Source organism: Vibrio sp. 1CM8B, assembly GCF_023161685.1.
Lineage (GTDB): Bacteria > Pseudomonadota > Gammaproteobacteria > Enterobacterales > Vibrionaceae > Vibrio > Vibrio coralliirubri.
This window is the reverse complement of record NZ_JALNTU010000006.1, coordinates 127,038-150,496: the sequence shown is the minus strand read 5'-3', so window position 1 is coordinate 150,496 and position 23,459 is coordinate 127,038. Positions and strand designations below refer to the sequence as shown.

General features: G+C 45.8%; 23 protein-coding genes and 1 other RNA gene. 17 read left to right on the top strand and 7 right to left on the bottom strand.

Features of this window, described 5'->3' with window-relative positions:
• Positions 1 to 85: 85 nt before the first annotated feature.
• The 3 genes from degS to zapG all read right to left on the bottom strand — a co-directional run bounded on the left by degS (position 86) and on the right by zapG (position 3,246).
• Positions 86 to 1,150, bottom strand: coding sequence for an outer membrane-stress sensor serine endopeptidase DegS (gene degS, locus MSG36_RS14225; RefSeq protein WP_017061430.1), 1,065 nt, complete (start codon positions 1,148 to 1,150; stop codon positions 86 to 88).
• 158 nt (positions 1,151 to 1,308) lie between these two features.
• Complete coding sequence (locus MSG36_RS14220) at positions 1,309 to 2,664, bottom strand: Do family serine endopeptidase (protein ID WP_048609680.1); 1,356 nt, start codon at positions 2,662 to 2,664, stop codon at positions 1,309 to 1,311.
• A 126-nt stretch (positions 2,665 to 2,790) separates the two neighbouring features.
• Positions 2,791 to 3,246, bottom strand: a complete 456-nt coding sequence (gene zapG / locus MSG36_RS14215; protein ID WP_019824592.1) for a Z-ring associated protein ZapG — start codon at positions 3,244 to 3,246, stop codon at positions 2,791 to 2,793.
• A gap of 219 nt (positions 3,247 to 3,465) precedes the next feature.
• On the opposite strand from zapG, the gene zapE reads away from it, so the two are divergent.
• From zapE to sspB, 8 genes are all read left to right on the top strand, one after another.
• A complete protein-coding gene (gene zapE, locus MSG36_RS14210) occupies positions 3,466 to 4,569 on the top strand; it encodes a cell division protein ZapE (RefSeq protein WP_248368435.1) in 1,104 nt (367 codons plus the stop codon).
• Positions 4,570 to 4,816: 247 nt separating this feature from the next.
• Complete coding sequence (gene rplM / locus MSG36_RS14205) at positions 4,817 to 5,245, top strand: 50S ribosomal protein L13 (protein WP_010434689.1); 429 nt, start codon at positions 4,817 to 4,819, stop codon at positions 5,243 to 5,245.
• 13 nt (positions 5,246 to 5,258) lie between these two features.
• Entirely contained in the window at positions 5,259 to 5,651 is a 393-nt protein-coding gene (gene rpsI, locus MSG36_RS14200) for a 30S ribosomal protein S9 (protein ID WP_004740758.1), read from the top strand.
• Between the two features lie 330 nt (positions 5,652 to 5,981).
• Positions 5,982 to 6,572: a ubiquinol-cytochrome c reductase iron-sulfur subunit gene (gene petA / locus MSG36_RS14195; RefSeq protein ID WP_017061434.1), complete on the top strand. Its 591-nt coding sequence runs from the start codon at positions 5,982 to 5,984 to the stop codon at positions 6,570 to 6,572.
• Positions 6,572 to 7,837 (top strand): cytochrome bc complex cytochrome b subunit, encoded by a 1,266-nt coding sequence (locus MSG36_RS14190; protein ID WP_017061435.1) that lies wholly within the window; start codon positions 6,572 to 6,574, stop codon positions 7,835 to 7,837. Before petA ends, MSG36_RS14190 begins: the two co-directional genes overlap by 1 nt.
• Complete coding sequence (locus tag MSG36_RS14185) at positions 7,834 to 8,571, top strand: cytochrome c1 (RefSeq protein ID WP_048614931.1); 738 nt, start codon at positions 7,834 to 7,836, stop codon at positions 8,569 to 8,571. Before MSG36_RS14190 ends, MSG36_RS14185 begins: the two co-directional genes overlap by 4 nt.
• A 97-nt stretch (positions 8,572 to 8,668) precedes the next feature.
• Positions 8,669 to 9,304 carry a stringent starvation protein SspA gene (sspA, locus tag MSG36_RS14180; RefSeq protein WP_009848943.1) on the top strand — a complete coding sequence of 212 codons (636 nt, stop codon included), beginning with the start codon at positions 8,669 to 8,671 and terminating at the stop codon, positions 9,302 to 9,304.
• Positions 9,305 to 9,310: 6 nt separating this feature from the next.
• Positions 9,311 to 9,805 (top strand): ClpXP protease specificity-enhancing factor, encoded by a 495-nt coding sequence (sspB, locus tag MSG36_RS14175; RefSeq protein WP_017072808.1) that lies wholly within the window; start codon positions 9,311 to 9,313, stop codon positions 9,803 to 9,805.
• Positions 9,806 to 9,896: 91 nt separating this feature from the next.
• On the opposite strand, the gene MSG36_RS14170 is transcribed toward sspB, so the two are convergent.
• Genes MSG36_RS14170 through MSG36_RS14155 form a run of 4 tightly spaced genes read right to left on the bottom strand, consistent with a single transcriptional unit; the run spans position 9,897 to position 13,314 of the window.
• Positions 9,897 to 10,502: a BON domain-containing protein gene (locus MSG36_RS14170; RefSeq protein ID WP_017059276.1), complete on the bottom strand. Its 606-nt coding sequence runs from the start codon at positions 10,500 to 10,502 to the stop codon at positions 9,897 to 9,899.
• Positions 10,503 to 10,518: 16 nt separating this feature from the next.
• Complete coding sequence (locus MSG36_RS14165) at positions 10,519 to 11,109, bottom strand: phosphoheptose isomerase (RefSeq protein ID WP_004729817.1); 591 nt, start codon at positions 11,107 to 11,109, stop codon at positions 10,519 to 10,521.
• A gap of 2 nt (positions 11,110 to 11,111) precedes the next feature.
• The gene (locus MSG36_RS14160) at positions 11,112 to 11,510 is read right to left on the bottom strand and encodes a YraN family protein (protein WP_048614934.1); all 399 of its coding nucleotides are present in this window, start codon (positions 11,508 to 11,510) and stop codon (positions 11,112 to 11,114) included.
• The gene (locus MSG36_RS14155; protein WP_050622289.1) at positions 11,497 to 13,314 is read right to left on the bottom strand and encodes a penicillin-binding protein activator; all 1,818 of its coding nucleotides are present in this window, start codon (positions 13,312 to 13,314) and stop codon (positions 11,497 to 11,499) included. The genes MSG36_RS14160 and MSG36_RS14155 overlap by 14 nt, the downstream gene beginning before the upstream one ends.
• 61 nt (positions 13,315 to 13,375) lie before the next feature.
• Here MSG36_RS14155 and rsmI point away from each other — a divergent pair, with 61 nt between their 5' ends.
• The 9 genes from rsmI (at position 13,376) to murD (ending at position 23,441) form a co-directional block, all read left to right on the top strand.
• Complete coding sequence (gene rsmI / locus MSG36_RS14150) at positions 13,376 to 14,242, top strand: 16S rRNA (cytidine(1402)-2'-O)-methyltransferase (protein ID WP_019824587.1); 867 nt, start codon at positions 13,376 to 13,378, stop codon at positions 14,240 to 14,242.
• Between the two features lie 176 nt (positions 14,243 to 14,418).
• Positions 14,419 to 14,858, top strand: an RNA gene (gene rnpB, locus MSG36_RS14145) — RNase P RNA component class A.
• Positions 14,859 to 15,086: 228 nt separating this feature from the next.
• A complete protein-coding gene (gene rsmH / locus MSG36_RS14140; protein ID WP_248368433.1) occupies positions 15,087 to 16,037 on the top strand; it encodes a 16S rRNA (cytosine(1402)-N(4))-methyltransferase RsmH in 951 nt (316 codons plus the stop codon).
• A gap of 3 nt (positions 16,038 to 16,040) precedes the next feature.
• Positions 16,041 to 16,358 carry a cell division protein FtsL gene (gene ftsL / locus MSG36_RS14135; RefSeq protein WP_019824585.1) on the top strand — a complete coding sequence of 106 codons (318 nt, stop codon included), beginning with the start codon at positions 16,041 to 16,043 and terminating at the stop codon, positions 16,356 to 16,358.
• Complete coding sequence (locus MSG36_RS14130) at positions 16,355 to 18,112, top strand: penicillin-binding transpeptidase domain-containing protein (RefSeq protein WP_048618225.1); 1,758 nt, start codon at positions 16,355 to 16,357, stop codon at positions 18,110 to 18,112. Before ftsL ends, MSG36_RS14130 begins: the two co-directional genes overlap by 4 nt.
• 18 nt (positions 18,113 to 18,130) lie before the next feature.
• Positions 18,131 to 19,615: a UDP-N-acetylmuramoyl-L-alanyl-D-glutamate--2,6-diaminopimelate ligase gene (gene murE, locus MSG36_RS14125; protein WP_248368431.1), complete on the top strand. Its 1,485-nt coding sequence runs from the start codon at positions 18,131 to 18,133 to the stop codon at positions 19,613 to 19,615.
• A complete protein-coding gene (gene murF, locus MSG36_RS14120; protein ID WP_248368428.1) occupies positions 19,615 to 20,988 on the top strand; it encodes a UDP-N-acetylmuramoyl-tripeptide--D-alanyl-D-alanine ligase in 1,374 nt (457 codons plus the stop codon). Before murE ends, murF begins: the two co-directional genes overlap by 1 nt.
• Positions 20,985 to 22,067, top strand: coding sequence for a phospho-N-acetylmuramoyl-pentapeptide-transferase (gene mraY, locus MSG36_RS14115; protein WP_019824581.1), 1,083 nt, complete (start codon positions 20,985 to 20,987; stop codon positions 22,065 to 22,067). The genes murF and mraY overlap by 4 nt, the downstream gene beginning before the upstream one ends.
• A 57-nt stretch (positions 22,068 to 22,124) precedes the next feature.
• The gene (murD, locus tag MSG36_RS14110; RefSeq protein ID WP_248368426.1) at positions 22,125 to 23,441 is read left to right on the top strand and encodes a UDP-N-acetylmuramoyl-L-alanine--D-glutamate ligase; all 1,317 of its coding nucleotides are present in this window, start codon (positions 22,125 to 22,127) and stop codon (positions 23,439 to 23,441) included.
• Positions 23,442 to 23,459 lie beyond the last annotated feature (18 nt).

Genomic DNA, 23,459 nt, shown 5'->3' with positions numbered 1-23,459 from the left:
TTTAGATAAAAGAAAACCCAGCCTATGAGCTGGGTTTTTTGTACTTGTGTATTAGCAGCTTGAATCACTGCTTACAGAGTTTGCTCTACAGGCGAGTATCTTCGGCGATGGTCACCTTTAAGGTTTTGCTTTCACCTTGGCGCAATATACCCACATCGATAACTGTACCCGGTCGCAGGTCGGTAACGATATCCATTACACTCTGGCGACCATTTACTTGGTTATCGTTGATACTGACAATAATGTCTTGAGCTTCAAAACCCGCATCGGCAGCCGGACCATTAGGGTCTATCCCCAACACAACGATCCCGCCGATATTCTTAGTACCCAACATGCGTGAGGTGACTGAGTTGATGTCTTGTCCATCGATACCAATATAGCCACGAATCACACGACCATCGGCGATGATTTTTTCCATGATTTTATTAGCAAGCGGATAGGGGATAGCAAATGAGATCCCATAGGTTTCCATGTCGGTAGCTTGTTGGAAAGAAGCGGTATTGATACCGACTAGCTCACCTTGTGAGTTCACCAGCGCGCCACCTGAGTTACCTTCATTGATTGCCGCATCGGTCTGGATAAAGGCTTGATGGCCATCAGCACTGATCGAAGAGCGGCCGGTTGCAGAGATGATACCGAAGGTTGTTGTTTGACCTAGGTTGTATGGGTTACCGATAGCCAGTACTACATCACCGACGTTGGCTTTGTAATTAGGATTGAGTGGGATCACTGGTAGGTTGTCACCGCTGACTCTAAGTATCGCGATATCGGTGCGCTTGTCTGAGCCAACCAATTGTGCAGCGGCAACTCGGCCATCTTGAAGTGCCACAACTATTTGGTCTGCTTGAGCCACTACATGGAAGTTGGTAATGATGTAGCCTTTTTCGCTAACAATCACCCCAGAGCCCAAACCTTGAGTGAGCAGTTTGTTGCGATCGCTTTCAGCGTATTTACGGCTATAAATGTTAACCACTGCAGGTGCCGCACGGCGAACTGCTTGATTAAATGAAATCTGAAGAGAGCCAATATTATCGACTTTAGGGCTAGTGACGTCAGCAACAATCGCTGGTCTTAAGCTCGGGAATGCGAGAAGAATAAGCGCCGCTGAAACGAGTCCAAGGGAAATAGAACGAAATAGAAAGGACAGCATGTTTCCCTCTTCAACAAGTAAGGTGTGAAGCCTCCATCAATGGATGACTGACTTGATTACAAGTGAAGCATAGCATTTTGATTGATCTAAAGAAAAGGGAGACTGAGTAAGTTTAAAGCAAACTTACTGAGCCTCCCTGTAATTGCGCTGACGTAAGACTATCGAATTACAAGATAGATAGTTCGGTCGCCTCGCTGGATATTAAGCGCCAGTACACCAGGTTGTTTTTCAAGAATCTCTCTAAACTCAGCAAGGTTCTTAACCGTTTGACGGTTTACTCCGATGATGATGTCATCTTTCAGAAGTTGATAGGCTTCGGCTGGTGAGCCTTGAGCAACATTCGATACCTTGACGCCCGTTGCCGAGTCACTCTCTGTTGTGTTGGTTAACTCAGCACCGGCCAGTCCTTCATGGAGCTTCTCAGCCTGTGTTTTATTATTGGTGGATTCACCAAGCGTCACATCAAAGGTTTTGCTCTTACCGTCACGAACCACACCTAGCTCAATCTGCTTACCAGCGCCGAGTGTTGCGACCTTAGCTCTTAACTCGCTGAAGGTATCAATGCGTTTGCCATTAATAGAGACAATGATATCGCCCGCTTTCAGTCCTGCTTTATCTGCTGCGCTGTCAGGGACGATTTGGCTAACAAAGGCGCCCTTACTTGATTCATAACCGAGTGCTTCTGCCAATTCGGAGGTCACTTCTCCGCCTTGAACGCCAAGCATGCCGCGTTTTACTTCACCGAAATCGAGAATTTGTTCTGTCAGGTTTGTCATCATATTAGAAGGGATTGCAAAGCCGATACCGACATTACCTCCGTTAGGGCCAAGAATGGCGGTGTTGATACCAATTAGCTCACCGTTGAGGTTCACTAGCGCGCCACCAGAGTTGCCGCTGTTGATTGCTGCATCGGTTTGAATGAAGTTTTCAAAGTTTTCTAGATTCAGGCCGCTACGACCGAGCGCAGAAACAATACCGGATGTTACGGTTTGCCCAAGTCCGAATGGGTTACCGATCGCGACACTAAAATCACCAACTCTTAGTTTGTCTGAGTCTGCGACTTTTATCTGGGTAAGGTTCTTGGCTTCTTCTAATTTTAGCAGTGCGATATCAGACATCTGGTCGCCGCCGATAAGCTCAGCATCGTACTCTCGACCATCATGCAGTTTTACTTTTATATCGTCCGCGCCATTAATGACATGGTAATTGGTCACGATATGACCTTTCTTGGCGTCAATGATGACTCCAGAGCCTAATCCGCGGAATGGACGCTCTCGTGTTTGTTCGGGACCAAAAAAGAATTGAAATTGTTCAGGGATTTGCTGACGTTGTACCTGTTTGCCTTCTACGGCAATACTAACCACAGCGGGGGTCACTTGTTCAAGCATAGGAGCAAGGCTCGGTAATTGTTCATTACCCACACTTAATGGCAGTGCGGCTGTTGCTTGAATGGGGGTGATGATTGAACTTAAGCTTAAAGTCAGTACTGATAAAGCAAGCAAAGGTTTTTTCATCATAAACTCCTCTCTAGTTAAGGTCTTAACCCTCTTATACGTTTAATAAGTATGAGAAGTTTCAAATGACCTGAGTGAAAGTTATGACTCAAAAACCTTTGTAAAGTTCACAGAAGTGTTAAATGTTTACGATGCTTTTGCTGTTACAACATCGGGAGCATCCATGATTTCTTTCTTCTGCTCTGTAAATAAACCGGTTGCGCCATTAGCGTAATCTTTCGGTTGTTCCTCAAGTGTCGCCTCTTTTGCTGAAGACTTCTCTTGTGGTTTGTCCGAATGGGCAGCGGCTGTTTTCACAAACGGGTTATCTTGCTCTGGCAGGTTAGGAATCAGCTCTGAGCTTGTTTTTTCCATGTGTTGGTACAGTTTTGTGTAGTCTTTACCTAAGGTGTCCAACATTTCTGCGGATTTCGCAAAGTGATCAGCCAGCTCTTGTCGCTGCTGCTCAAGGGCAAACTTTGCGCTATCTAATTCTTTCTGTACGTTCTTTTGTTTTTTGTATTCAGGTGTCATGAGACGAGAGATAGCGACCCCTAAAATAACTCCGACTAGTAAACCGGCAACGGCATACATCCAAGGCATAACAGCTCCTTATTATTGTTTTTTAACATGTTTGTTACTGCTTAGTTACACGTGATACGGCTCCATGGTACTATGAGAAAGCCGCAGTATAAAGAGAAATGCGTGTGCGCTAGTTAGCAGTTTGATGCTGCATTATTCACCACATCACGTTATTCCTCGTACTGTTTGGGCTCATTTTTAGTTGTTGTCTGATATTGCTTTCATTGTGGAAATGTCGTCATGAATCCCATTAAAAAATACGAACAAGATATAAAAGAACATGGATTTCAAAGAGATCCAGCACAAGAGCAAGCCGTTAAATCTTTAGATGAACTCTTTCATCAATTTCAAGATTACATGAATACGCCCATTCCTCAACTGACTCGCTTCCAGAAATTACTGGGCAAAAAGCCAGAACTGCCACAGCCACCGAAAGGTCTCTATTTTTGGGGGGGCGTAGGGCGAGGAAAAACGTACTTAATGGATACGTTCTACGATGCCTTACCGACCACTAAAAAAATGCGTGTTCACTTTCACCGCTTTATGTATCGAGTTCATGATGAGCTAAAGGCGCTAGGTAATGTGAGTGATCCATTGCCTTTAGTCGCAGACAAGTTGAAGGAAGAAGCGGACATTATCTGTTTCGACGAATTCTTTGTTTCAGACATCACCGATGCGATGATCCTAGGAACCTTGTTCCAAGAGTTATTTGCTCGAAACGTTATCTTGGTTGCGACCTCTAATATCCCACCTGCGGATCTGTATCGCAACGGGTTACAGCGAGCGCGTTTCTTACCGGCCATTAAGCTCATTCAAGACAACTGTTATATCCTTAATGTCGATAGTGGCATTGATTATCGTCTACGCACCTTAGAACAGGCTGAGATTTACCATTACCCGCTAGATAGCCAAGCGAATATCAATCTCGAAAAGTATTACGCTCAGCTGGTTGGCGAAGATAAAGAGAAGCTTAAGCAGATAGAGGTTAATCACCGTCAATTAGATGTAGTCGAAGCGAGTGATGGCGTACTGCATGGTACTTTTGCTCAGCTTTGTCAGTCGGCTCGTAGCCAGAACGACTATATTGAGTTGTCTCGGGTTTATCACACGGTTCTATTGGCGGATGTGTTGCAAATGGGCGCGACTTCAGATGACGCTGCGAGGCGCTTCATTGCATTAGTTGATGAGTTCTACGAGCGCAATGTGAAACTGATTATTTCAGCGGAAGTGGAGCTAGAAGAGCTATACACCCATGGTCAGCTAGAGTTTGAATTTAAACGTTGTCAGTCGCGTTTAATTGAAATGCAGAGTCATGAATATTTGGCAAAAGAACACTTAAGTTAGCTTTGATTATCTCGAATAAGAAATAGAATTAAAAAAATCGTGATTTTGTTCAAAAAGAGGTGATTTTTTCTTCGCTCTTCTCTATAATCCTGCGACCTACCGTTACTGCGGGCCTCTAGCGATGAGTAAAATCACGTTATGCCAAGAGTTTTCCAACACTCGAAGGGGTGATGAATGGTAACTCTTAGACAGTGGGAATACGCGAGTATTCCTTAAGTGTAAATTTTTTAAATAGGTAATTATTAGCATGAAAACTTTCGTTGCTAAACCAGAAACTGTAAAACGCGACTGGTATGTTGTAGACGCTGAAGGCAAAACTCTTGGCCGTCTAGCAAGTGAAATCGCTTCTCGCCTACGCGGCAAGCACAAAGCAGAATACACTCCTCACGTAGACACTGGTGATTACATCATCGTTGTTAACGCTGAGAAAGTTGCTGTAACTGGTAACAAAGCTAAGGGTAAGGTTTACTACCGTCACTCTGAGTTCCCAGGTGGTCTTAAAACTATCACTTTTGAAAAGCTAATTGCTAAGAAACCAGAAATGGTTTTAGAACTAGCAGTTAAAGGTATGCTTCCACGTGGTCCTCTAGGCCGCGCGATGTACCGTAAGCTTAAAGTGTACGCTGGTACTGAGCACAACCATGTTGCTCAACAGCCACAAGTACTAGACATCTAAGGGGATTATGAAAATGGCAGAGAATCAATACTACGGCACTGGTCGTCGCAAAAGCTCAGCAGCTCGTGTTTTCATCAAACCAGGCTCTGGTGAGATCGTAATCAACAAGCGTAGCCTTGATGTTTACTTCGGTCGTCCAACTTCTCGTATGGTTGTTAAGCAACCTCTTGAGCTAGTTGAACTAACTGAGAAACTTGACCTTTACATCACTGTTTCTGGTGGTGGTATTTCTGGTCAAGCTGGCGCAATCCGCCACGGTATCACTCGCGCTCTTATGGAGTACGATGAAACTCTACGTCCTGCTCTACGTGCAGCTGGCTACGTTACTCGTGACGCTCGTTGCGTTGAACGTAAGAAAGTTGGTCTACGTAAAGCACGTCGTAAACCTCAATTCTCTAAGCGTTAATTTTTCTTTACGAAAAAGTACACGCTCCCAGTTTTACGACTGGAATTGTGGTTCAAAGCTCGGCTATATGCCGGGCTTTTTGTTTTTATACCCCCTCTAAACGCTTTCCCTCCCTCGTTTTATTTCCAAATTCTTATATTTAGAAAGCTTTTGTAACCCAATGTGCGCTTTGCCTCATGATTGTTACAAAAAGGTAGCTTTATCTTGTCAAAAAGTAGGGTTTTATTTATCATTTGCCGTCAATAAATAGAACTAAATACATATTTTGTTAGCCATGCTCTTTAATCGGAATTATTTCAATCCACAAGGAGCAAATGGGAGAATGTTTGGATGAGCAACGCGCCTTTAAATAACGGTCGCAGGCGTTTCTTAACCGCAACAACAGCCGTTGTTGGTGGTTTAGGAGCAGCTGCTGTAGCCGTGCCTTTTATTAAATCATGGAATCCGAGTGCCAAGGCGAAAGCTGCGGGCGCGCCGGTGGAAGTGGAAGTCAGTAAGTTAGAACCGGGACAAATGGTTCGTGTCGAGTGGCAAGGTAAACCTGTATGGGTTGTACGCCGTGCTGAGTCGGTACTAGAAAACCTAAAATCGATCGGTGGTCAACTTCGTGACCCTCAATCTGAAGCTGAACAACAACCAGAATACGCACAGAACGAGTTCCGTTCAATTAAGCCGGAATTCTTCGTTGCTGTTGGTTTCTGTACGCACTTAGGTTGTTCTCCAACTTACCTGCCGGATTCTTTTGCAGAACAAGTTCAGGGTGTTAAGTCTGGTTTCTTCTGTCCTTGTCATGGTTCAAAGTTTGATATGGCAGGTCGAGTATTCCAAGGCGTACCAGCTCCATTGAATCTTGTTGTACCAAAGCATATGTATTTGAGTGACACTAAGATCATGATCGGTGTGGACGAGGGAGACGCGTAATGCAAGGATTGCTTGATTGGGTAGAGAAACGTCTACCCGCGATGAATGCTTATAAAAAGCATTTATCTGAATACCCAATGCCTAAGAACTTTAACTTTTGGTACCTTTTCGGTTCTTTGGCAATGTTGGTACTGGTTAACCAAATCCTTACGGGTATTTGGCTAACAATGAACTACGTACCGTCAGGTGAGGGTGCATTTGCTTCTGTTGAATACATCATGCGTGATGTGGAATACGGTTGGCTACTACGTTACATGCACTCAACAGGTGCTTCGGCATTCTTCGTTGTTATCTACCTGCATATGTTCCGTGGCCTAATTTACGGTTCTTACCAAAAACCTCGTGAGCTACTTTGGATCTTCGGTATGTTGATCTTCTTAGTGCTTATGGCTGAGGCTTTCATGGGTTATCTACTACCATGGGGTCAAATGTCTTACTGGGGTGCTCAGGTAATCATTTCTCTGTTTGGTGCGATCCCTGTTATCGGTGATGACCTAACGCTTTGGATCCGTGGTGACTACATCATCTCTGGTGCAACGCTGAACCGTTTCTTCGCACTGCACGTTATCGCTCTACCAATCGTACTTCTGCTGCTTATCGTACTTCACGTACTAGCACTGCACGAAGTGGGTTCGAACAACCCAGACGGTATCGAGACGAAACTTCCTAAAGGCACAATGGGCGACGACTACAAAACGCAGTTCCCATTCCACAAGGATTACACTAAGAAATACGACATCATTGACTCTATTCCTTTCCACCCATACGGGACCGTGAAAGATATGGTTGGTGTGGCCGGTTTCCTATTCTTCTTCTGTTATGTGCTGTTCTTTAACCCAGAGATGGGTGGGTTCTTCCTTGAGCCGCCAAACTTTGAAGCTGCTAACCCACTGAAAACACCAGAGCACATCGCTCCGGTATGGTACTTCACGCCGTTTTACGCAATTCTGCGTGCTGTTCCTGATAAGTTGCTAGGTGTTGTAGCAATGGGCGCATCTATTGTTGTGCTATTCCTACTACCATGGTTCGACCGTTGTAAAGTGCGTTCTTACCGTTACCGTAGCAAACTTCATTTGATTAACATCATCCAATTCACAATAAGCTTTATTGCGCTTGGTGTACTTGGTGCGCTTCCAGCAACGCCAACATACACACTACTGGCTCAAATCTTTAGCTTAGGTTACTTCATGTTCTTCGTTCTACTGTGGTTCTACAGTAAAAATGAAGCGACGAAACCATTACCAGAAAGGGTGACATTCAAATGAAAAAGTGGATTGTAATTTTATTTGCTATGTTGCCGTCACTGGCGATGGCAGCGGGTGCAAACGTACCATTAGACAAAGCGAACAATGATTTAACAGACAAAGCTTCATTGCAAAATGGCGCTAAGATGTTCATGAACTACTGTTTTGCTTGTCACTCAACGCAGTACCAGCGCTATGAACGTGTTGCGAATGATTTAGAGATCCCAGTTGATCTTATGAAGGAAAATCTGATTTTCGACCCTGAAGCGAAAATTGGTGACCTGATGGTTAATGCTATGCCTTCTGATCAAGCGGCAAGTTGGTTTGGTGCTCCGCCACCAGACCTAACATTGGTTGCTCGTGTTCGTGGCGCAGACTGGCTGTACACTTACCTTCGTACTTTCTATGAAGATCCGTCTCGTCCATTTGGCGTGAACAACATTGTTTTCCCAAGCGTTGGTATGCCGCACGTTCTTGAAGAACTGCAAGGTATCCCAACACCAATCTACGATACTCATATGGTAGATGGCGAGGAAGTGACGGTGGTTGTTGGCACTGAGACTGATGGCTCTGGCGAATTAAGTGCTGGTGAATACGACGAAGCAGTTCGTGACCTTGTTAACTTTTTGGTTTACTCGGGCGACCCAGTTCAACTTGAGCGTCACGCTATGGGTTGGTGGGTAATGGCCTTCTTAGTAATCTTCACTATCATCGTGATTTTGCTGAAGAAAGAGTATTGGCGTGATGTGCACTAATTGTGCTATAATACCGTGCTAATTCCCAAATTATGTTAATGTTCAATGGAGGCTTTAGGCCTCCATTGTTTTTATTTAAAGTGTACTGGAGGGCTCCATGGCTGTAGCTGCCAATAAACGTTCTGTAATGACTCTTTTCTCAAGTGCTTCTGATATGTATAGCCATCAGGTGCGCATCGTTCTTGCTGAAAAAGGCGTAAGTGTTGAAGTTGAGTTGGTTGATGAAAAAAATCTACCAGCAGAGCTTGTTGAACTGAACCCGTACAAATCAGTACCTACTCTTGTTGATCGTGAGCTTGCTCTATATGACTCAAAGATCATCATGGAATACCTAGATGAGCGTTTTCCTCATCCACCGTTGATGCCTGTATACCCGGTTGCTCGTGGTAACAGCCGTCTAATGATGTACCGCATTGAGCGTAACTGGTATTCAGTTGCAGAGAAGATCGTTAAAGGCAACGCTGAAGAATCTGAAGCAGCTCGCGTTAAACTGCGCAACGACCTACTGACTCTTGCTCCTATCTTCGCTGAATATGAATACTTCATGAGCGAAGAGTTTAGCCTAATTGATTGTTACCTAGCTCCGCTACTATGGCGTTTACCTGAGCTTGGTATCGAACTAATTGGTCCTGGTTCTAAAGAGCTTAAGATTTACATGAACCGCGTATTCGAACGTGATTCATTCCTAGCTTCTCTAACTGAAGCTGAGCGTGAGATGCGACTCGTTCGCTAAGCGTTTATGGATATTTCTAATATGACTCCACGCCGACCATACATGCTTCGTGCATTTTATGAGTGGCTGGTTGATAACGAACTAACTCCACACCTTGTTGTTGAAGCAACATTACCGGGCGTGCGAGTTCCAGAAGAGTTTGTTCAAGATGGTCAGATCATTCTGAACATCGCGCCTCGTGCGGTTGGACAACTTGAGCTGGGTAACGAAGCTGTGACGTTTAGTGCTCGCTTTAGTGGTCGTCCACACTCTGTGATCGTTCCGCTTTACGCAGTACAAGCGATTTATGCTCGTGAAAATGGTGCTGGTACCATGTTTGAACCTGAAGAGGCTTACATGGAAGCGTTTGAAGAAGGGATTGAAGAAAGTCCTTTTGAAGAACCAGAAAAAGGCCCATCTTTGAGCGTAGCAACGGCAGATGTAGATGCTGAAGAGCCTGACTCAGATCCTGAGCCACCTCGCCCAGCGAAAGGTCGCCCAAGCCTTCGTGTTATCAAATAACGTTAGTTAAATAACGAACCAAATAAAAAAGCAGCGACTCGTCGCTGCTTTTTCTTTTCTGCTTTATAGCATTCAATTGACTGGCTTTAGGCTAGTTAACAGCCGTCTCTTCTTCACCATATTCAAACGCTCGAATGACCTGTTTTACGCCAGAGATATTACGTGCAACTTCTGTCGCGATATCGGCATGCTCTCGAGTCACGAGGCCAAGCAGGAATACTTCTGAATCCTCAGTAATCACTTTTACTTTGATGCCGTTAAGCTCAGCATTTGCAAGCAGAGCTGATTTCACCTTAGTGGTAATCCAACTGTCTTTACTGATTGCACTCACAGACAAAGGTTCTTTAACTCGAACCTGATTGTGGATACTCTCAACGCCAGCCACTTCTTTGGCTTGGTTTTCAAAAGCGCGGCGCTCTGAATCTGTGGTTGCTTGCCCCATCAGTACCACCGAACCTCGGTAAGAGCTTGCCGTGACACGTACGTTGCCACGGAATGGTTGTTTATTGGTAATCGCTGCAACTTCAAATTCGATGTTGTTGTCGTTCCAAATCTCTTTGGTTGTTCGCGTATCCGTGACTAGGTTTGCAGTGGTTGCTGCACCAGCAATGAAAATGCCAGCACAACCAGACAGAGACAGTGTAAGTAGCGAAACACTAATCAGCTTAAACAGCCTCATAGAGGTTAATGATTTCATTGTGATGCTCCGTATATCACTCTTCGTGAGCAGGGAAGAGTACTTGATCGATTAGGTCACATAGGCAGTGTAGTGTCACCATGTGTACTTCATGAATACGCGCTGTACGGTGTGAGGGGATACGAATCTCTACATCGTGTTCACCAAGCAAACCTGCCATCTCACCACCATCTTTACCTGTAAAGGCGATAATTGTCATGTCGCGAGTTACCGCCGCTTCCATTGCCTTGATGATGTTCTTGCTGTTACCGCTAGTCGAGATAGCCAACAGAATATCGCCAGTTTGACCGAATGCACGCACCTGCTTAGAGAAGATCTCTTCATAGTGGTAGTCGTTAGCCACAGCCGTTAGCGTGGTGTTGTCTGCTGTGAGTGCCATCGCTGGAAGGCTAGGGCGCTCTGTTTCAAATCGGTTGAGTAGGCACGACACAAATTGCTGAGCATTCGACGCCGAACCACCATTACCACAACAAAGAATTTTGTTTCCGTTAAGCAAGGTCGCAACCATGGCTTGAGCGGCATGCGTGATTGCGTCAGGCAGAGCTTCTGCAGCCGCAATTTGGATTTGAATACTTTCTGTGAAACTTTCTTTAATGCTGTCTAGCATGTTTATCCTTGGGTAATCGCGTTTTGAATCCAGTCGATAGTGTCATTCGGCCCTTCAATGGCAACAATATCAAACCTGAAATCTGTAGAGTGCACCGACAAGCCTTGCTGCATAAGCCAAACATTGGCTGTTTTGAGCAGTTTCTGTGACTTCTTGGCAGTCACCATTTCGGCGGCATGTCCGTAGCGGGTTTGCTTGCGGTATTTTACCTCGGCAAACACAACCGTATTGTTATGGCGCATTATAAGATCAATCTCGCCACATTTTGCTATGAAGTTTTGTTCTATTAACGATAAACCGTGGTTAATCAGATAAGATTTTGCCACGGTCTCGTATTTATCACCCACTTGTTTGTGGGTGATGCTTGGTTTGGATAGGAACTTTCGGCTAAAAAGCCCCATGCTCTGCCCAGCTGATTTCACGTTGAACCACACAGTTGTTATCGATGGTTAGCACACCCGTTTCACCTGGAATGCTGTAACCCTGTACGGCTTTCATCTGTGGCAGTGCATCCATTAGGTAGTATGCATCCATTCCCAGTGCTTGCAGACGCTTTTGGCCGTTTGAGTGTGCAGGCCATAGGTCGTTGAGCTCTTTATTAAGCTCGTTTTTGTTCTCAACCAATAGTGGGATGTCGCTGTAGAACACGCCGGTTAGGTCTTCATACTGCTTATCACCGCTGTTGCTGCGTGAATTTGAGAACAGAGCGGGTTGGCTCGCATCTGGGTTAATTGCAACTTCAATGAAGGGTTTGATTAGCGTTAGCTCTGAGTTCTTAGCCACAATGTAGACAGAATCGATATCACGACGGCTGCGTGGCTCTGTTTCTAGGTCTAGGTTCAGTAACCCATCCATTTGAGCGATACGTTGTTGGCTCTCTTGCAAGCCAAATACCTGATTCACATTACGTTGCAGTTGGCGTTTGTCAGAGAACAAGCTGATAGCCACATCGTTGCTGCTGTATTTTTTCCACTCTTCTTTAAACGCTTGCTCAACACGCTCACCTAAACGTCCTCTTGGCGCAAGGATAAGCGGATACTTGTAGCCTTGAGCAAATAGGTGTTTCGCTGCCTGAGCAACTTCTTGTTCTGGCGATAGAGCGAGATAACAAATGTTAGTATCAGGTTCTAGTTGCGTTGGAATGTTCAGAGCTAAAGCTGGAATCGAGTTTTCGTGGTTTTTCTGCGCTTGCTGAAGCTTAGTGATGTTGCTCTTGATCAGCGGGCCAACGATGAAATCAACGTTGTTCTCTTCCAGTGTCGCTTTAATCTCAGCTGCACTTTGCACGTTGGTATCCATTACCGTCAGCGTTGCATCTTCTTCACGCTCTTTGTCATTCATCATCGCAAAGATGAAACCGTCACGCACAAGTTGTGCTTGCTTGCCGTACTTACCGGTTAGAGGCAGTAATAGTGCAGTGCTGGTTGGCTTGCTGATCTCTAGCGCTAAGATGTCAGTGATCGCCTGAGGTGTGTATGTCGCTGCTGGGTGTTGAGGATTCTCTGCTAGCCAATCAGACAGGGTTTCCTGCAGGTTTGGAAGGTTTGAGTTCAGCGTCTTCATGTAAATCGCCAGCTGTAACCAACCTGCAAGAACGTCTTCTGTAGGTGACGTCTTAAGCTCTAGAATCTCATATTGAGAGTAGCTATTTAGGTTTTGCCAAATACGGTCAGCAGCTTGTTGTTGGAGCTCGTCGTCAGCGTCTAGATATTCTGAATAAAGAACTAACTCACGGCTTGCTTCAAAATACTCGCTTTGCATTTCAGAAATGTTCGCGCGTAGCTCGTGATAATCTTTCCACTGCTCGTTCGGAAGTTTCCACCAAGGCTGGAAGTTCAGTTGGCTATAAGCTTGTTCAGGCTGCGAGTTATTTACCAACAGTTGAGCGCGAGCTAATTGCCATTCCGCTTGTTGCGTTTCGCTCAGCTCTTGTTTTGCTAAGCGTTTAATAAGCAGAGTTGCTTGATCGGTTTTTCCAGCTTGCACAGAAGCCTTAAGCGCCATGATTAACCAGTCGTTTTGTAGACTTCCTTTGCTACTATCCGCCTGCATCATGTAACTTTCAGTTGATTGCGCTGGATCTAGTGTAATATCAACGCTCGTTGGTGCTTGAGGACCTGAAGAACAAGCCGCCAATGTAATTGCTAATGCAATTGGAGTTAGTAAGCGTGGTACACTGAGTCTCTTATGGTTCATCGTTGCCATGAGTTCTTTAAATTCCGTATAAATTTGTATCTATATTAATCGTTGAAGTGATGGTAAACAAATGACAGATAACAAAACCTTGCTCACAGAGAGCCCAACTCTCTACATTGTGCCAACCCCAATCGGAAATTTGGGAGATATCACTCAAAGAGCAATTGAAATTTTATCAAGTGTCGATGTTATTGCAGCCGAAGACACACGCCACACGGGTAAGCTGCTTGCTCACTTCAATATATCAACCAGAACGTTCGCTTTACATGATCATAATGAACAAACTAAAGCGCAAGTTCTAGTCGAAAGGTTATTAGAAGGTCAGTCTATCGCATTAGTCTCTGATGCGGGTACTCCTTTAATTAGTGACCCAGGTTACCATCTTGTCTCACAATGTCGTCAAGCGGGTGTGAGAGTTGTGCCACTTCCTGGTGCTTGCGCTGTGATTACCGCGTTAAGTGCTTCTGGTTTACCGTCAGATCGTTTCAGCTTTGAAGGCTTCTTACCGCCAAAAAGCAAAGGTCGTAAAGACAAGTTCTTAGAGATCGCAAAGGCAGAGCGCACCTGCATCTTTTATGAATCACCGCACCGTATTTCAGACTCTCTACAAGATATGCTCGAGATTCTTGGCCCTGACCGTGAGGTTGTATTGGCGCGTGAGCTAACCAAAACCTTCGAAACCATCCAAGGGCTGCCACTCGGTGAACTTATTGAGTGGATTGAAGAAGACGCGAACCGTAAACGCGGTGAGATGGTGTTACTGATTCACGGCCACCGTGAAGAAGCGAGCACAGAATTGCCAGACGAAGCGACTCGCACACTAGGCATTCTAACCAAAGAACTGCCGCTTAAAAAAGCGGCGGCGATGACGGCAGAAATCTACAATCTGAAAAAGAACGCTTTATACAAATGGGGCCTAGAGCATCTAGACAACTAGAAGCCTCTTTATAGAGTAGCTAACCTGTATTGAAAAGCTTGTGAGGAATGATGGTATTGCCGTCATTCCTCTTTTTTTGTCTGAATTGTGTGAAAATCACGCAGTTGCTTAGAGGTTTGCACCATATTTGTGATCTCGCTAGACACTGCACCCTAATCTCTATACAATCCGCCCTCGGAGTTGAACGGGTAATCGCTGCTTTGCTGATGTCCTTCGGGAGACTGACGTTGAGGTCCTTCGGGAAACTGACGTTGAAGTCCTTCGGGAGACTGGTAGAGGGGAGGAACGTCCGGGCTCCATAGAGCAGGGTGCCAGATAACGTCTGGGGGGCGCGAGCCCACGACAAGTGCAGCAGAGAGAAGACCGCCGATGGCCTCATTTCTTCGGAAGGGGCACAGGTAAGGCTGAAAGGGTGCGGTAAGAGCGCACCGTGCGACTGGCAACAGTTCGTAGCAAGGTAAACTCCACCCGGAGCAAGATCAAATAGGCCCTCACATTGCGTTGCTCGCGTATGGGGGCGGGTAGATTGCTTGAGCCTGTGAGCGATTGCAGGCCTAGACGAATGGTTACCGCCGCGCAAGCGGAACAGAACCCGGCGTATGTGTCAACTCCACCTATATAAAGAACCCATCATTACTTAACGGTAGTGATGGGTTTTTTGCTTTATATTGACGTAAATTATTTAGATTTCCTTAGAATCCTTCACCCTGATATGAGCTTGGGTCAAAAATTCCCAAAGCCTATACACAATATGGTGGAGATACGGCGTGAAATCAGTACACTAAAACGTTAATAGAACAAATTATTGCCGAACTAATGGCTCAATCCACTCACTGAGAAGACTATGACAGAAGCATTCAAACATATTTCAGTATTGCTTAACGAATCTATTGACGGACTTGCGATCAAACCTGACGGTACCTACATAGATGGTACTTTTGGCCGTGGTGGTCACAGCCGTACAATCCTGTCTAAACTGGGCGAGAATGGACGACTCTTTAGTATTGACCGCGATCCACAAGCGATTGCAGAAGCGCAAAAGATTGATGACCCTCGTTTTACGATTATTCACGGCCCGTTCTCAGGTATGGCTGAATATGCAGAGCGTTATGACTTAGTCGGTCAAGTGGATGGCGTGTTACTGGATCTAGGTGTTTCTTCACCACAGCTAGATGACGCTGAGCGTGGCTTTAGCTTCATGAAAGACGGCCCGCTTGATATGCGTATGGACCCAACAACCGGTATTCCTGTCTCTCAGTGGTTAGTTGAAGCCGATCTTGATGACATCACATGGGTTATCCGTGAGTTCGGTGAAGACAAACATGCTCGTCGTATCGCGAAAGGCATCATTGCTTATCAAGAGAATGAAGAGAACGAACCACTAACGCGTACTGGTCAACTGGCTAAGCTTATCTCGGATGTAGCTCCAAAAAGCTTCAAAGAGAAAAAGCACCCAGCAACACGTGCTTTCCAAGCGTTTCGTATCTATATCAACAGCGAACTTGAAGAGATCGATACCGCACTGAAAGGTGCAGCAAGCATTCTTGCTCCTCAAGGTCGTATCTCTGTTATCAGCTTCCACTCTCTTGAAGACCGCATGGTGAAGCGCTTTATCCGTAAAGAGAGCCAAGGGCCACAGGTTCCTCATGGTTTACCGCTAACAGAAGATCAAATTAAAGCTTTAGGTAGTGCCGATCTTAAACCTGTTGGTAAAGCGATCAAGCCTTCTAAAGATGAAGTGGATGAGAATACTCGTTCGCGTAGCTCAGTATTACGAATCGCAGAAAAGCTATAGTCAATGAAGACCTCCAAACCGAACTTAGCCAAGATAATATTTTTTGATTTGATCTCCGTGGGCAAGGTCCCATTGATGCTTCTTATCTGCATCTTTGCGAGTGCGATGGGGGTCGTTCTTACGACACATATGTCACGTCAGGCGATCACGCAAAAAGACACGGCGTTGGTGGAGCGAGAACAGCTTGATGATGAGTGGCGAAATTTAATGCTTGAAGAGACAGCTCTGGCTGAACATAGTCGCGTTCAAGCATCGGCAAAAAGAGAGCTAGACATGAAACGTCCAGACTCTGAAAAAGAAGTTGTGATCACACTGAAATGACCGGTAAAAAGGAAAAAGCACCCGCAAAAACCGTTAAGAAATCAACGAAAGAGCGTGTGACGAGCGAAAAGGATTCGGATCCAATTCTTATTAAATGGCGTTTCAACGTCGTTATTGCTTTCGTGTTTCTTGCCTTTGCTGCACTGGTTGGTCGTGTGGCTTACATCCAAATCATTGAACCAGATAACTTAATTCGTCAGGGCGACCTTCGCTCGGTACGTGTTAAGGCCATTCCTTCTGCTCGCGGTATTATCTCAGACCGTAATGGCGAGCCGCTTGCTGTGAGTGTTCCAGTTGAAGCGGTATGGGCCGATCCTAAAACCATTTTCGATAAAAATGGCATGGCCCAAATTGATCGTTGGTACGCGTTAGCCGATGTACTTGGCTTAGAGCGACAATCGATGATCGATAAGATCTCTAGCAACAAATCCCGCCGATTTATTTACCTGCAAAGACAAGTTAGCCCTGCAATGGCTAAGTATATCCGTGAGCTTAAGCTGGTGGGTGTTGGCCTGAAAGCTGAATCTCGACGTTACTATCCTGCAGGCGAAGTCAGTGCGCACCTTATCGGTGTTACCGGCATTGATGGACACGGCCTAGAAGGCGTTGAGCGCAGCTATGACAAGTGGCTCACAGGCGAGGCGGGTAAGCGAACGATTCGTAAAGACCGCTACGGACGTGTTGTTGAAAACATTGCTTTGGAAGAGCGTGAAGAAGGCAAACCACTCGAGCTAACGATCGATCAACGATTACAAGCGATCGCCTACCGAGCTATTAAACAGGCGGTGGCCGATCATAAGGCGACTTCTGGCTCTGCTATTTTGTTGGATGTAAAAACCGGCGCTGTGTTGGCGATGGTCAATGCCCCTTCTTATAACCCGAACAATCGTGCTGACTTGCAAAGTTTTAAGATGCGTAACCGCGTACTTACCGATGCGATGGAGCCCGGTTCTACCGTGAAACCTTTTGTGGTTTTAGCAGCACTAGAGAACGGTACTGCTGATCCAGATATCGTTATTGATACTGGCAACGGCATCATGCAGATCGGTGGCAGTCGTGTGCGAGACTCGTCTAAAGTCGGTAAGGCTGATTTAGCGTTGATCCTCAAGAAGTCGAGTAACATCGGTGTGGCGAAGCTGGCACTTAACATGCCTTTAGAAGCTCTGCTTGGGATGTACAGTTCTGTTGGTCTGGGCGAAATGTCAGGGCTGAACTTAATCGGTGAAACGAGCGGTATTTTTCCGAATCGTCGTCGCTGGTCTAAGTTTGAAATTGCAACACTATCATTCGGTTACGGTCTGTCTGTTACACCGATGCAGTTGGCTCATGCGTATGCGACGCTAGCCAACAAAGGCATGTATGAACCGATTCATATTATTAAGAGTAACGACCAAGACTTTTCTAAGCAGATCATCAAGCGCGAGAACGCTGAACTGGTTTTGAATATGCTCGAAGGGGTGACTCAAAAAGGCGGCACAGCAACAAGAGCGGCGGTTCCTGGTTACCGAGTTGCAGCAAAAACGGGTACGTCTCGTAAGGCTGAAGCTGGCGGATACAGCGACGAATACATTGCGATTACCGCAGGTTTTGCCCCGGTTAGTGACCCAAGAGTCGCGCTGGTTGTTGTGGTCAATGAGCCTCAAGGTGACCTTTACTATGGCGGTTCAGTTGCAGCCCCCGTTTTTTCTGAAATCATGAAGGGTGCACTGCAAATACTGAATGTCCCTGCTGATGAAAACAAGTTTCAAGAATAGAGCCAATCAGGATTCAATATGAGTAATAGCCTCACGCTGTCATCTTTACTTTCTCCTTGGGGTGACTTTAGTTCACCTGAGCTGGATGCGATTGCCGTTGAACAGTTGGAGTTAGATAGTCGTGCCATCAAAGACGGCGATATTTTTGTTGCGGTAGTTGGGCATGCTGTTGATGGCCGTCGTTTCATCGACAAAGCGGTCGCACAGGGAGCCAATGCCGTTATCGCACAAGCGGATGCTGAAAAGGCCCATGGTCTGATTGAGTGGTTGGATGTTGTTCCGGTTGTTTATATTAAAGACCTTAACTTGGTGTTATCTGAGTTGGCCGGTCGTGTTTACTCGTCTCAAGCAACTAAGCTGATTGGTGTTACCGGCACCAATGGCAAAACCACCATCACTCAATTGATTGTTCAGTGGCTTGACCTCGTTGGTCAACGCTCTGCGGTAATGGGCACCACAGGTAATGGCTTTTTAGACAATCTAAAAACCGCGGCGAATACCACAGGTAGTGCGATTGAAATACAACGCACACTGAGTGAGTTAGCTGAAGAAAACGCGGCTTACACAGCTATGGAAATATCTTCTCATGGCTTGGTGCAAGGTCGCGTTAAAGCCTTGGACTTCGAAGTCGGTGTATTCACTAATTTGAGCCGTGACCATCTTGATTACCATGGCACGATGGAAGAGTACGCTTTGGCTAAGAAGAGCCTGTTTACTGAGCACAAATGCAAGCACGCTGTGATAAATGTTGATGACGAAGTGGGCAAAGCTTGGATGACAGATTTATCGAATGCGATTGCTGTTTCATTACTTCCATTAACAGGCTATCAACAGTCGGTATGGGCATCTGATGTTGCCTATGCTGAAACTGGGATTAAGCTCTCTTTCGATGGTAGTTTGGGACAAGGCGATCTTTCGGTTCCATTGATTGGCCAGTTCAACGCATCAAACGTACTGGTTGCCTTTTCGACCTTGCTGTCATTAGGTATCGATAAGCAAGTCTTGGTCGACACTGCGCCTCAGCTGCAACCTGTGATTGGCCGAATGGAGCTATTCCAAGTGCCGAACAAAGCAAAAGTGGTTGTCGACTACGCGCATACGCCAGACGCTTTAGAAAAAGCATTAGCAGCACTGCGAGTTCACTGTTCTGGAAAATTGTGGGCTATCTTTGGCTGCGGCGGTGACCGTGACACTGGTAAGCGTCCTATGATGGCAGCGACCGCAGAGCAGTTCGCCGATAAAATCATTATTTCAGATGACAACCCTCGTAGCGAAGATCCGGCCCTGATTGTCAAAGACATGCTGGCAGGCTTAAGCAAACCAGAATCTGCATTTGTGGAACACGATCGCTACCAAGCGGTTAAGTTCGCGCTTGAACAGGCAGACAGCAATGACATTATTCTTTTGGCTGGTAAAGGCCATGAGGATTACCAAGTATTAAAAGACGAAACGATCCATTACTCAGATCGAGAGTCTGCGCTTCAACTTTTAGGTATTTCATAATGATTGATGTATCACTCGAACAGATTTGTTCAGCGGTCAGCGGTGAGTTGATTGAGGCTGGTAACTCAAACAATGCCGCAATTAATGCCGTTTCTACCGACACTCGCACCGTTGAAGAAGGCGCATTGTTTGTGGCTATTGTCGGAGAACGCTTCGATGCGCATGACTTTTGTCATCAAGCGGTTGAGGCAAATGCGAGCGCGTTGTTAGTCGAACGAAAACTTGACCTAAATATTACTCAAGTTGTTGTTGAAGACACTAAACTTGCTTTAGGTCAGCTAAGTACTTGGATCCACAAACAATGTAACGTGCCAACCATGGCGATAACAGGAAGCTGTGGCAAAACGACCGTCAAAGAGATGGTCGCGAGTATTCTACAACAACGTGGCAAGGTGTTGTTTACAGCGGGTAACTTCAATAATGATATTGGAGTACCACTAACCTTGCTGCGCAGTGAACCCAATGACGACTATGCCGTGATAGAACTGGGCGCGAACCACATTGGTGAAATTGCCTATACCACGCAGCTTGTGAAACCACAGGTGGCGTTGGTGAATAACGTCGCAGCCGCGCATCTAGAGGGCTTTGGTTCAATTGATGGTGTTAAACAAGCGAAAGGTGAAATCTTTCAGGGGCTTGCTGCTGGTGATACTGCTATTGTTAATCTAGAAAGCAACGGTGGCGACTTTTGGAATGAAGTACTCGCAGATAAAACGGTACTGACATTTTCAGAGAGCGACAACACGGCAGATTACTTTGCTAAGAACATTCGCATTAATGAGCAGGGCGAAGCGTGCTTTGAGATGCAAACACCGCAAGGCGCTATGCCGGTTGAGCTTGGCATTATTGGTCAGCATAACGTAGCAAATGCGTTGGCGGCAGCAGCGTTGAGCATTCAGTTTGGTGCCACGCTTGAAGAAATAAAAAATGGTTTAGCGAATCTTATCTCTGTCAAAGGGCGAGTTGAGGTTCAACAATTAAGTCAGAATATCAAGTTGATAGATGACAGTTATAACGCCAGCGTACCCGCGATGAAGGCGGCAGCCAAACTGCTGTCGAGCTTCAAAGGTCAGCGTTGGTTGATTTTAGGCAATATGGCTGAATTAGGCGATGAAAGCCTTGCACTTCACCGTCAAGTCGGTGAATATGCTGCCCCATTCGCTTTTGAGCATGTACTCACTTACGGTGATGATACCAAGGTGATTAGTGAGGTCTGTAATGGTACCCACTTTGCAACGCATCAAGCGATGATCGCGCACATAGAGCAGCACTTATGCTTGCCAGAAAACGCGTCACATACCTTGTTGGTAAAAGGCGCGAATAGTGCAGGAATGAGTAAAATAGCCGCTGCTTTAAAGGAGAACTTTTCATGATAATTTGGCTTGCAGAGCTACTACAGCCACACCTTTCTTTTTTCCGTTTGTTCGAATACCTATCGTTTCGTGCAATCGCGAGTATTTTGACGGCTTTATGTCTGTCGCTGTGGATGGGACCTCGTTTAATTGAGCGTCTGCAAATGCTACAAATTGGCCAAGTTGTTCGTAATGACGGCCCTGAATCTCACTTTAGCAAACGTGGTACACCAACCATGGGCGGCGTGATGATCCTAGCTGCCATTATTATTACGGTATTAATGTGGGCTGATCTTTCTAACCCTTACGTTTGGGCGGTATTGGTTGTCCTTGGCGGTTACGGTGCGGTTGGCTTTGTTGATGACTACCGTAAAGTGGTTCGTAAAAACACAGATGGCTTGATTGCTCGTTGGAAGTACTTCTGGCAATCGGCTATTGCATTGGTTGTGGCGTTTGCTCTGTATGCTCACGGACATGATACTGCGGCAACCCAACTGGTTGTTCCTTTCTTTAAAGATGTGATGCCACAATTAGGTTTATTGTACATCGTACTGACTTATTTTGTTATTGTGGGTACCAGTAACGCGGTAAACCTAACAGACGGCCTAGATGGTTTGGCGATTATGCCAACGGTGATGGTTGCTGCTGGTTTTGCTGTGATTGCTTGGGCGACAGGTAACGTTAACTTCGCAGCATATCTACACATTCCATACATCCCATACACTTCTGAGCTTGTGGTTGTATGTACTGCTATCGTCGGTGCAGGCCTAGGTTTCCTATGGTTCAACACCTACCCAGCACAAGTATTCATGGGCGATGTTGGCTCACTAGCACTTGGCGGTGCATTGGGTGTGATTGCTGTGTTAGTTCGCCAAGAGTTGGTACTGGTTATCATGGGCGGTGTGTTTGTAATGGAGACTCTGTCAGTGATTCTGCAGGTGGGCTCTTACAAATTACGTGGTCAGCGTATTTTCCGCATGGCACCGATTCACCACCACTATGAACTCAAAGGTTGGCCAGAGCCGCGTGTAATCGTGCGTTTTTGGATCATCTCAATGGTATTAGTACTGGTTGGCCTAGCGACACTGAAAGTTCGTTAATCCTATGTGAGCCTCTGAGTAGGGGCTCTTTAAAACTATTAAGAGCATCTTGTTTAAATGGAACGTTGGCAAAATATTCAAAATGTAGTGGTTGTGGGGCTCGGTATTACCGGGCTCTCTGTCGTTAAACATCTCGTAAAATATCAGCCTCATACGCATGTGAAGGTGATTGATACGCGAGAGCTACCACCGGGCCGAGAATCTTTGCCTGAATCGGTAGAGCTGCATTCTGGAAGTTGGAATAGTCAATGGTTAGCGGAAGCTGATTTGGTGGTTGCTAACCCAGGTATCGCTTTAGCGACACCGGAAATTCAAGATGTTATTCAAACGGGAACTCCGGTTGTTGGCGATATTGAACTGTTTGGCTGGGCGGTAGACAAACCCGTTGTGGCTATCACGGGTTCAAACGGCAAGAGCACAGTGACTGACCTTACTGGTGTACTTGCAAAGGCGGCGGGTTTGAATGTCGGTGTCGGTGGCAATATTGGTATCCCTGCCTTAGATCTTCTAGAGCTTAATGCTGATTTATATGTTCTTGAGCTTTCAAGCTTTCAGTTAGAAACAACATCAAGCCTAAACTTAGCAGCAGCAGCATTTCTGAATCTGTCAGAAGACCATATGGATCGCTACCAAGGCATGGCCGATTACCGCGATGCCAAACTAAGAATCTTTAACAATGCTCAATATGCGATTGTTAACCGCGACGACAAAGAGACGTATCCAGACCACAACATGTCACTAGTAACATTCGGACTCGATGACCAAGAGTTTGGTGTCGCGACAGTTGATGGTACCGAATGGCTAATGGACAACGGTAAGCCTGTACTTGCTACCCAAGATTTAACATTGGTTGGACGTCACAATGTGGCAAATGCGTTAGTCTCGCTAGCACTACTTAAACAAGTCGGTATTGATTACAGCAAAAGCCTTGAAGCCTTGAAGGCCTACAATGGTTTGACGCATCGCTGCCAAGTGGTGGCTGACAAACGCGAAATCAAATGGGTTAACGACTCAAAAGCGACTAATGTAGCCAGTACATTAGCGGCTCTGTCGGGCTTAGAGTGCCAAGGTACTTTGTATCTTCTGGTTGGTGGGGTTGGTAAAGGTGCCGACTTTAGCGAGCTTAAGCCAGTGTTGTCGCAACTAGAGCGCGTTCAACTGTGTTGTTTTGGTGAAGATGCCGCGCAATTTATGCCGTTACACCCATCGTCTAAGACGTTTGAAACTATGGGTGACATTATTGAGAGTATCTCGAAGCAGTTAGTTGCCGGTGATATGGTGATGTTGTCCCCAGCGTGTGCTAGCTTCGATCAATTTAATAACTTCATGGCGAGAGGTGATGCGTTCACTGAACTTGCTCATGAGTATGCCTAACGTGTTGAAGGACTAACA

Bases quoted from the DNA above. Each gene is read 5' to 3' on its own strand.
- MSG36_RS14190 (WP_017061435.1), top strand. From the start codon at position 6,572: ATGCAAGGATTGCTTGATTGGGTAGAGAAACGTCTACCCGCGATGAAT.
- MSG36_RS14160 (WP_048614934.1), bottom strand. From the start codon at position 11,510: ATGGGGCTTTTTAGCCGAAAGTTCCTATCCAAACCAAGCATCACCCAC.
- mraY (WP_019824581.1), top strand. From the start codon at position 20,985: ATGATAATTTGGCTTGCAGAGCTACTACAGCCACACCTTTCTTTTTTC.
- sspA (WP_009848943.1), top strand. From the start codon at position 8,669: ATGGCTGTAGCTGCCAATAAACGTTCTGTAATGACTCTTTTCTCAAGT.
- petA (WP_017061434.1), top strand. From the start codon at position 5,982: ATGAGCAACGCGCCTTTAAATAACGGTCGCAGGCGTTTCTTAACCGCA.
- zapG (WP_019824592.1), bottom strand. From the start codon at position 3,246: ATGCCTTGGATGTATGCCGTTGCCGGTTTACTAGTCGGAGTTATTTTA.
- MSG36_RS14220 (WP_048609680.1), bottom strand. From the start codon at position 2,664: ATGAAAAAACCTTTGCTTGCTTTATCAGTACTGACTTTAAGCTTAAGT.
- rsmH (WP_248368433.1), top strand. From the start codon at position 15,087: ATGACAGAAGCATTCAAACATATTTCAGTATTGCTTAACGAATCTATT.
- rpsI (WP_004740758.1), top strand. From the start codon at position 5,259: ATGGCAGAGAATCAATACTACGGCACTGGTCGTCGCAAAAGCTCAGCA.
- MSG36_RS14130 (WP_048618225.1), top strand. From the start codon at position 16,355: ATGACCGGTAAAAAGGAAAAAGCACCCGCAAAAACCGTTAAGAAATCA.
- murF (WP_248368428.1), top strand. From the start codon at position 19,615: ATGATTGATGTATCACTCGAACAGATTTGTTCAGCGGTCAGCGGTGAG.
- MSG36_RS14185 (WP_048614931.1), top strand. From the start codon at position 7,834: ATGAAAAAGTGGATTGTAATTTTATTTGCTATGTTGCCGTCACTGGCG.
- sspB (WP_017072808.1), top strand. From the start codon at position 9,311: ATGGATATTTCTAATATGACTCCACGCCGACCATACATGCTTCGTGCA.
- rplM (WP_010434689.1), top strand. From the start codon at position 4,817: ATGAAAACTTTCGTTGCTAAACCAGAAACTGTAAAACGCGACTGGTAT.
- murE (WP_248368431.1), top strand. From the start codon at position 18,131: ATGAGTAATAGCCTCACGCTGTCATCTTTACTTTCTCCTTGGGGTGAC.
- MSG36_RS14155 (WP_050622289.1), bottom strand. From the start codon at position 13,314: ATGGCAACGATGAACCATAAGAGACTCAGTGTACCACGCTTACTAACT.
- murD (WP_248368426.1), top strand. From the start codon at position 22,125: ATGGAACGTTGGCAAAATATTCAAAATGTAGTGGTTGTGGGGCTCGGT.
- zapE (WP_248368435.1), top strand. From the start codon at position 3,466: ATGAATCCCATTAAAAAATACGAACAAGATATAAAAGAACATGGATTT.
- degS (WP_017061430.1), bottom strand. From the start codon at position 1,150: ATGCTGTCCTTTCTATTTCGTTCTATTTCCCTTGGACTCGTTTCAGCG.
- ftsL (WP_019824585.1), top strand. From the start codon at position 16,041: ATGAAGACCTCCAAACCGAACTTAGCCAAGATAATATTTTTTGATTTG.
- MSG36_RS14170 (WP_017059276.1), bottom strand. From the start codon at position 10,502: ATGAAATCATTAACCTCTATGAGGCTGTTTAAGCTGATTAGTGTTTCG.
- rsmI (WP_019824587.1), top strand. From the start codon at position 13,376: ATGACAGATAACAAAACCTTGCTCACAGAGAGCCCAACTCTCTACATT.
- MSG36_RS14165 (WP_004729817.1), bottom strand. From the start codon at position 11,109: ATGCTAGACAGCATTAAAGAAAGTTTCACAGAAAGTATTCAAATCCAA.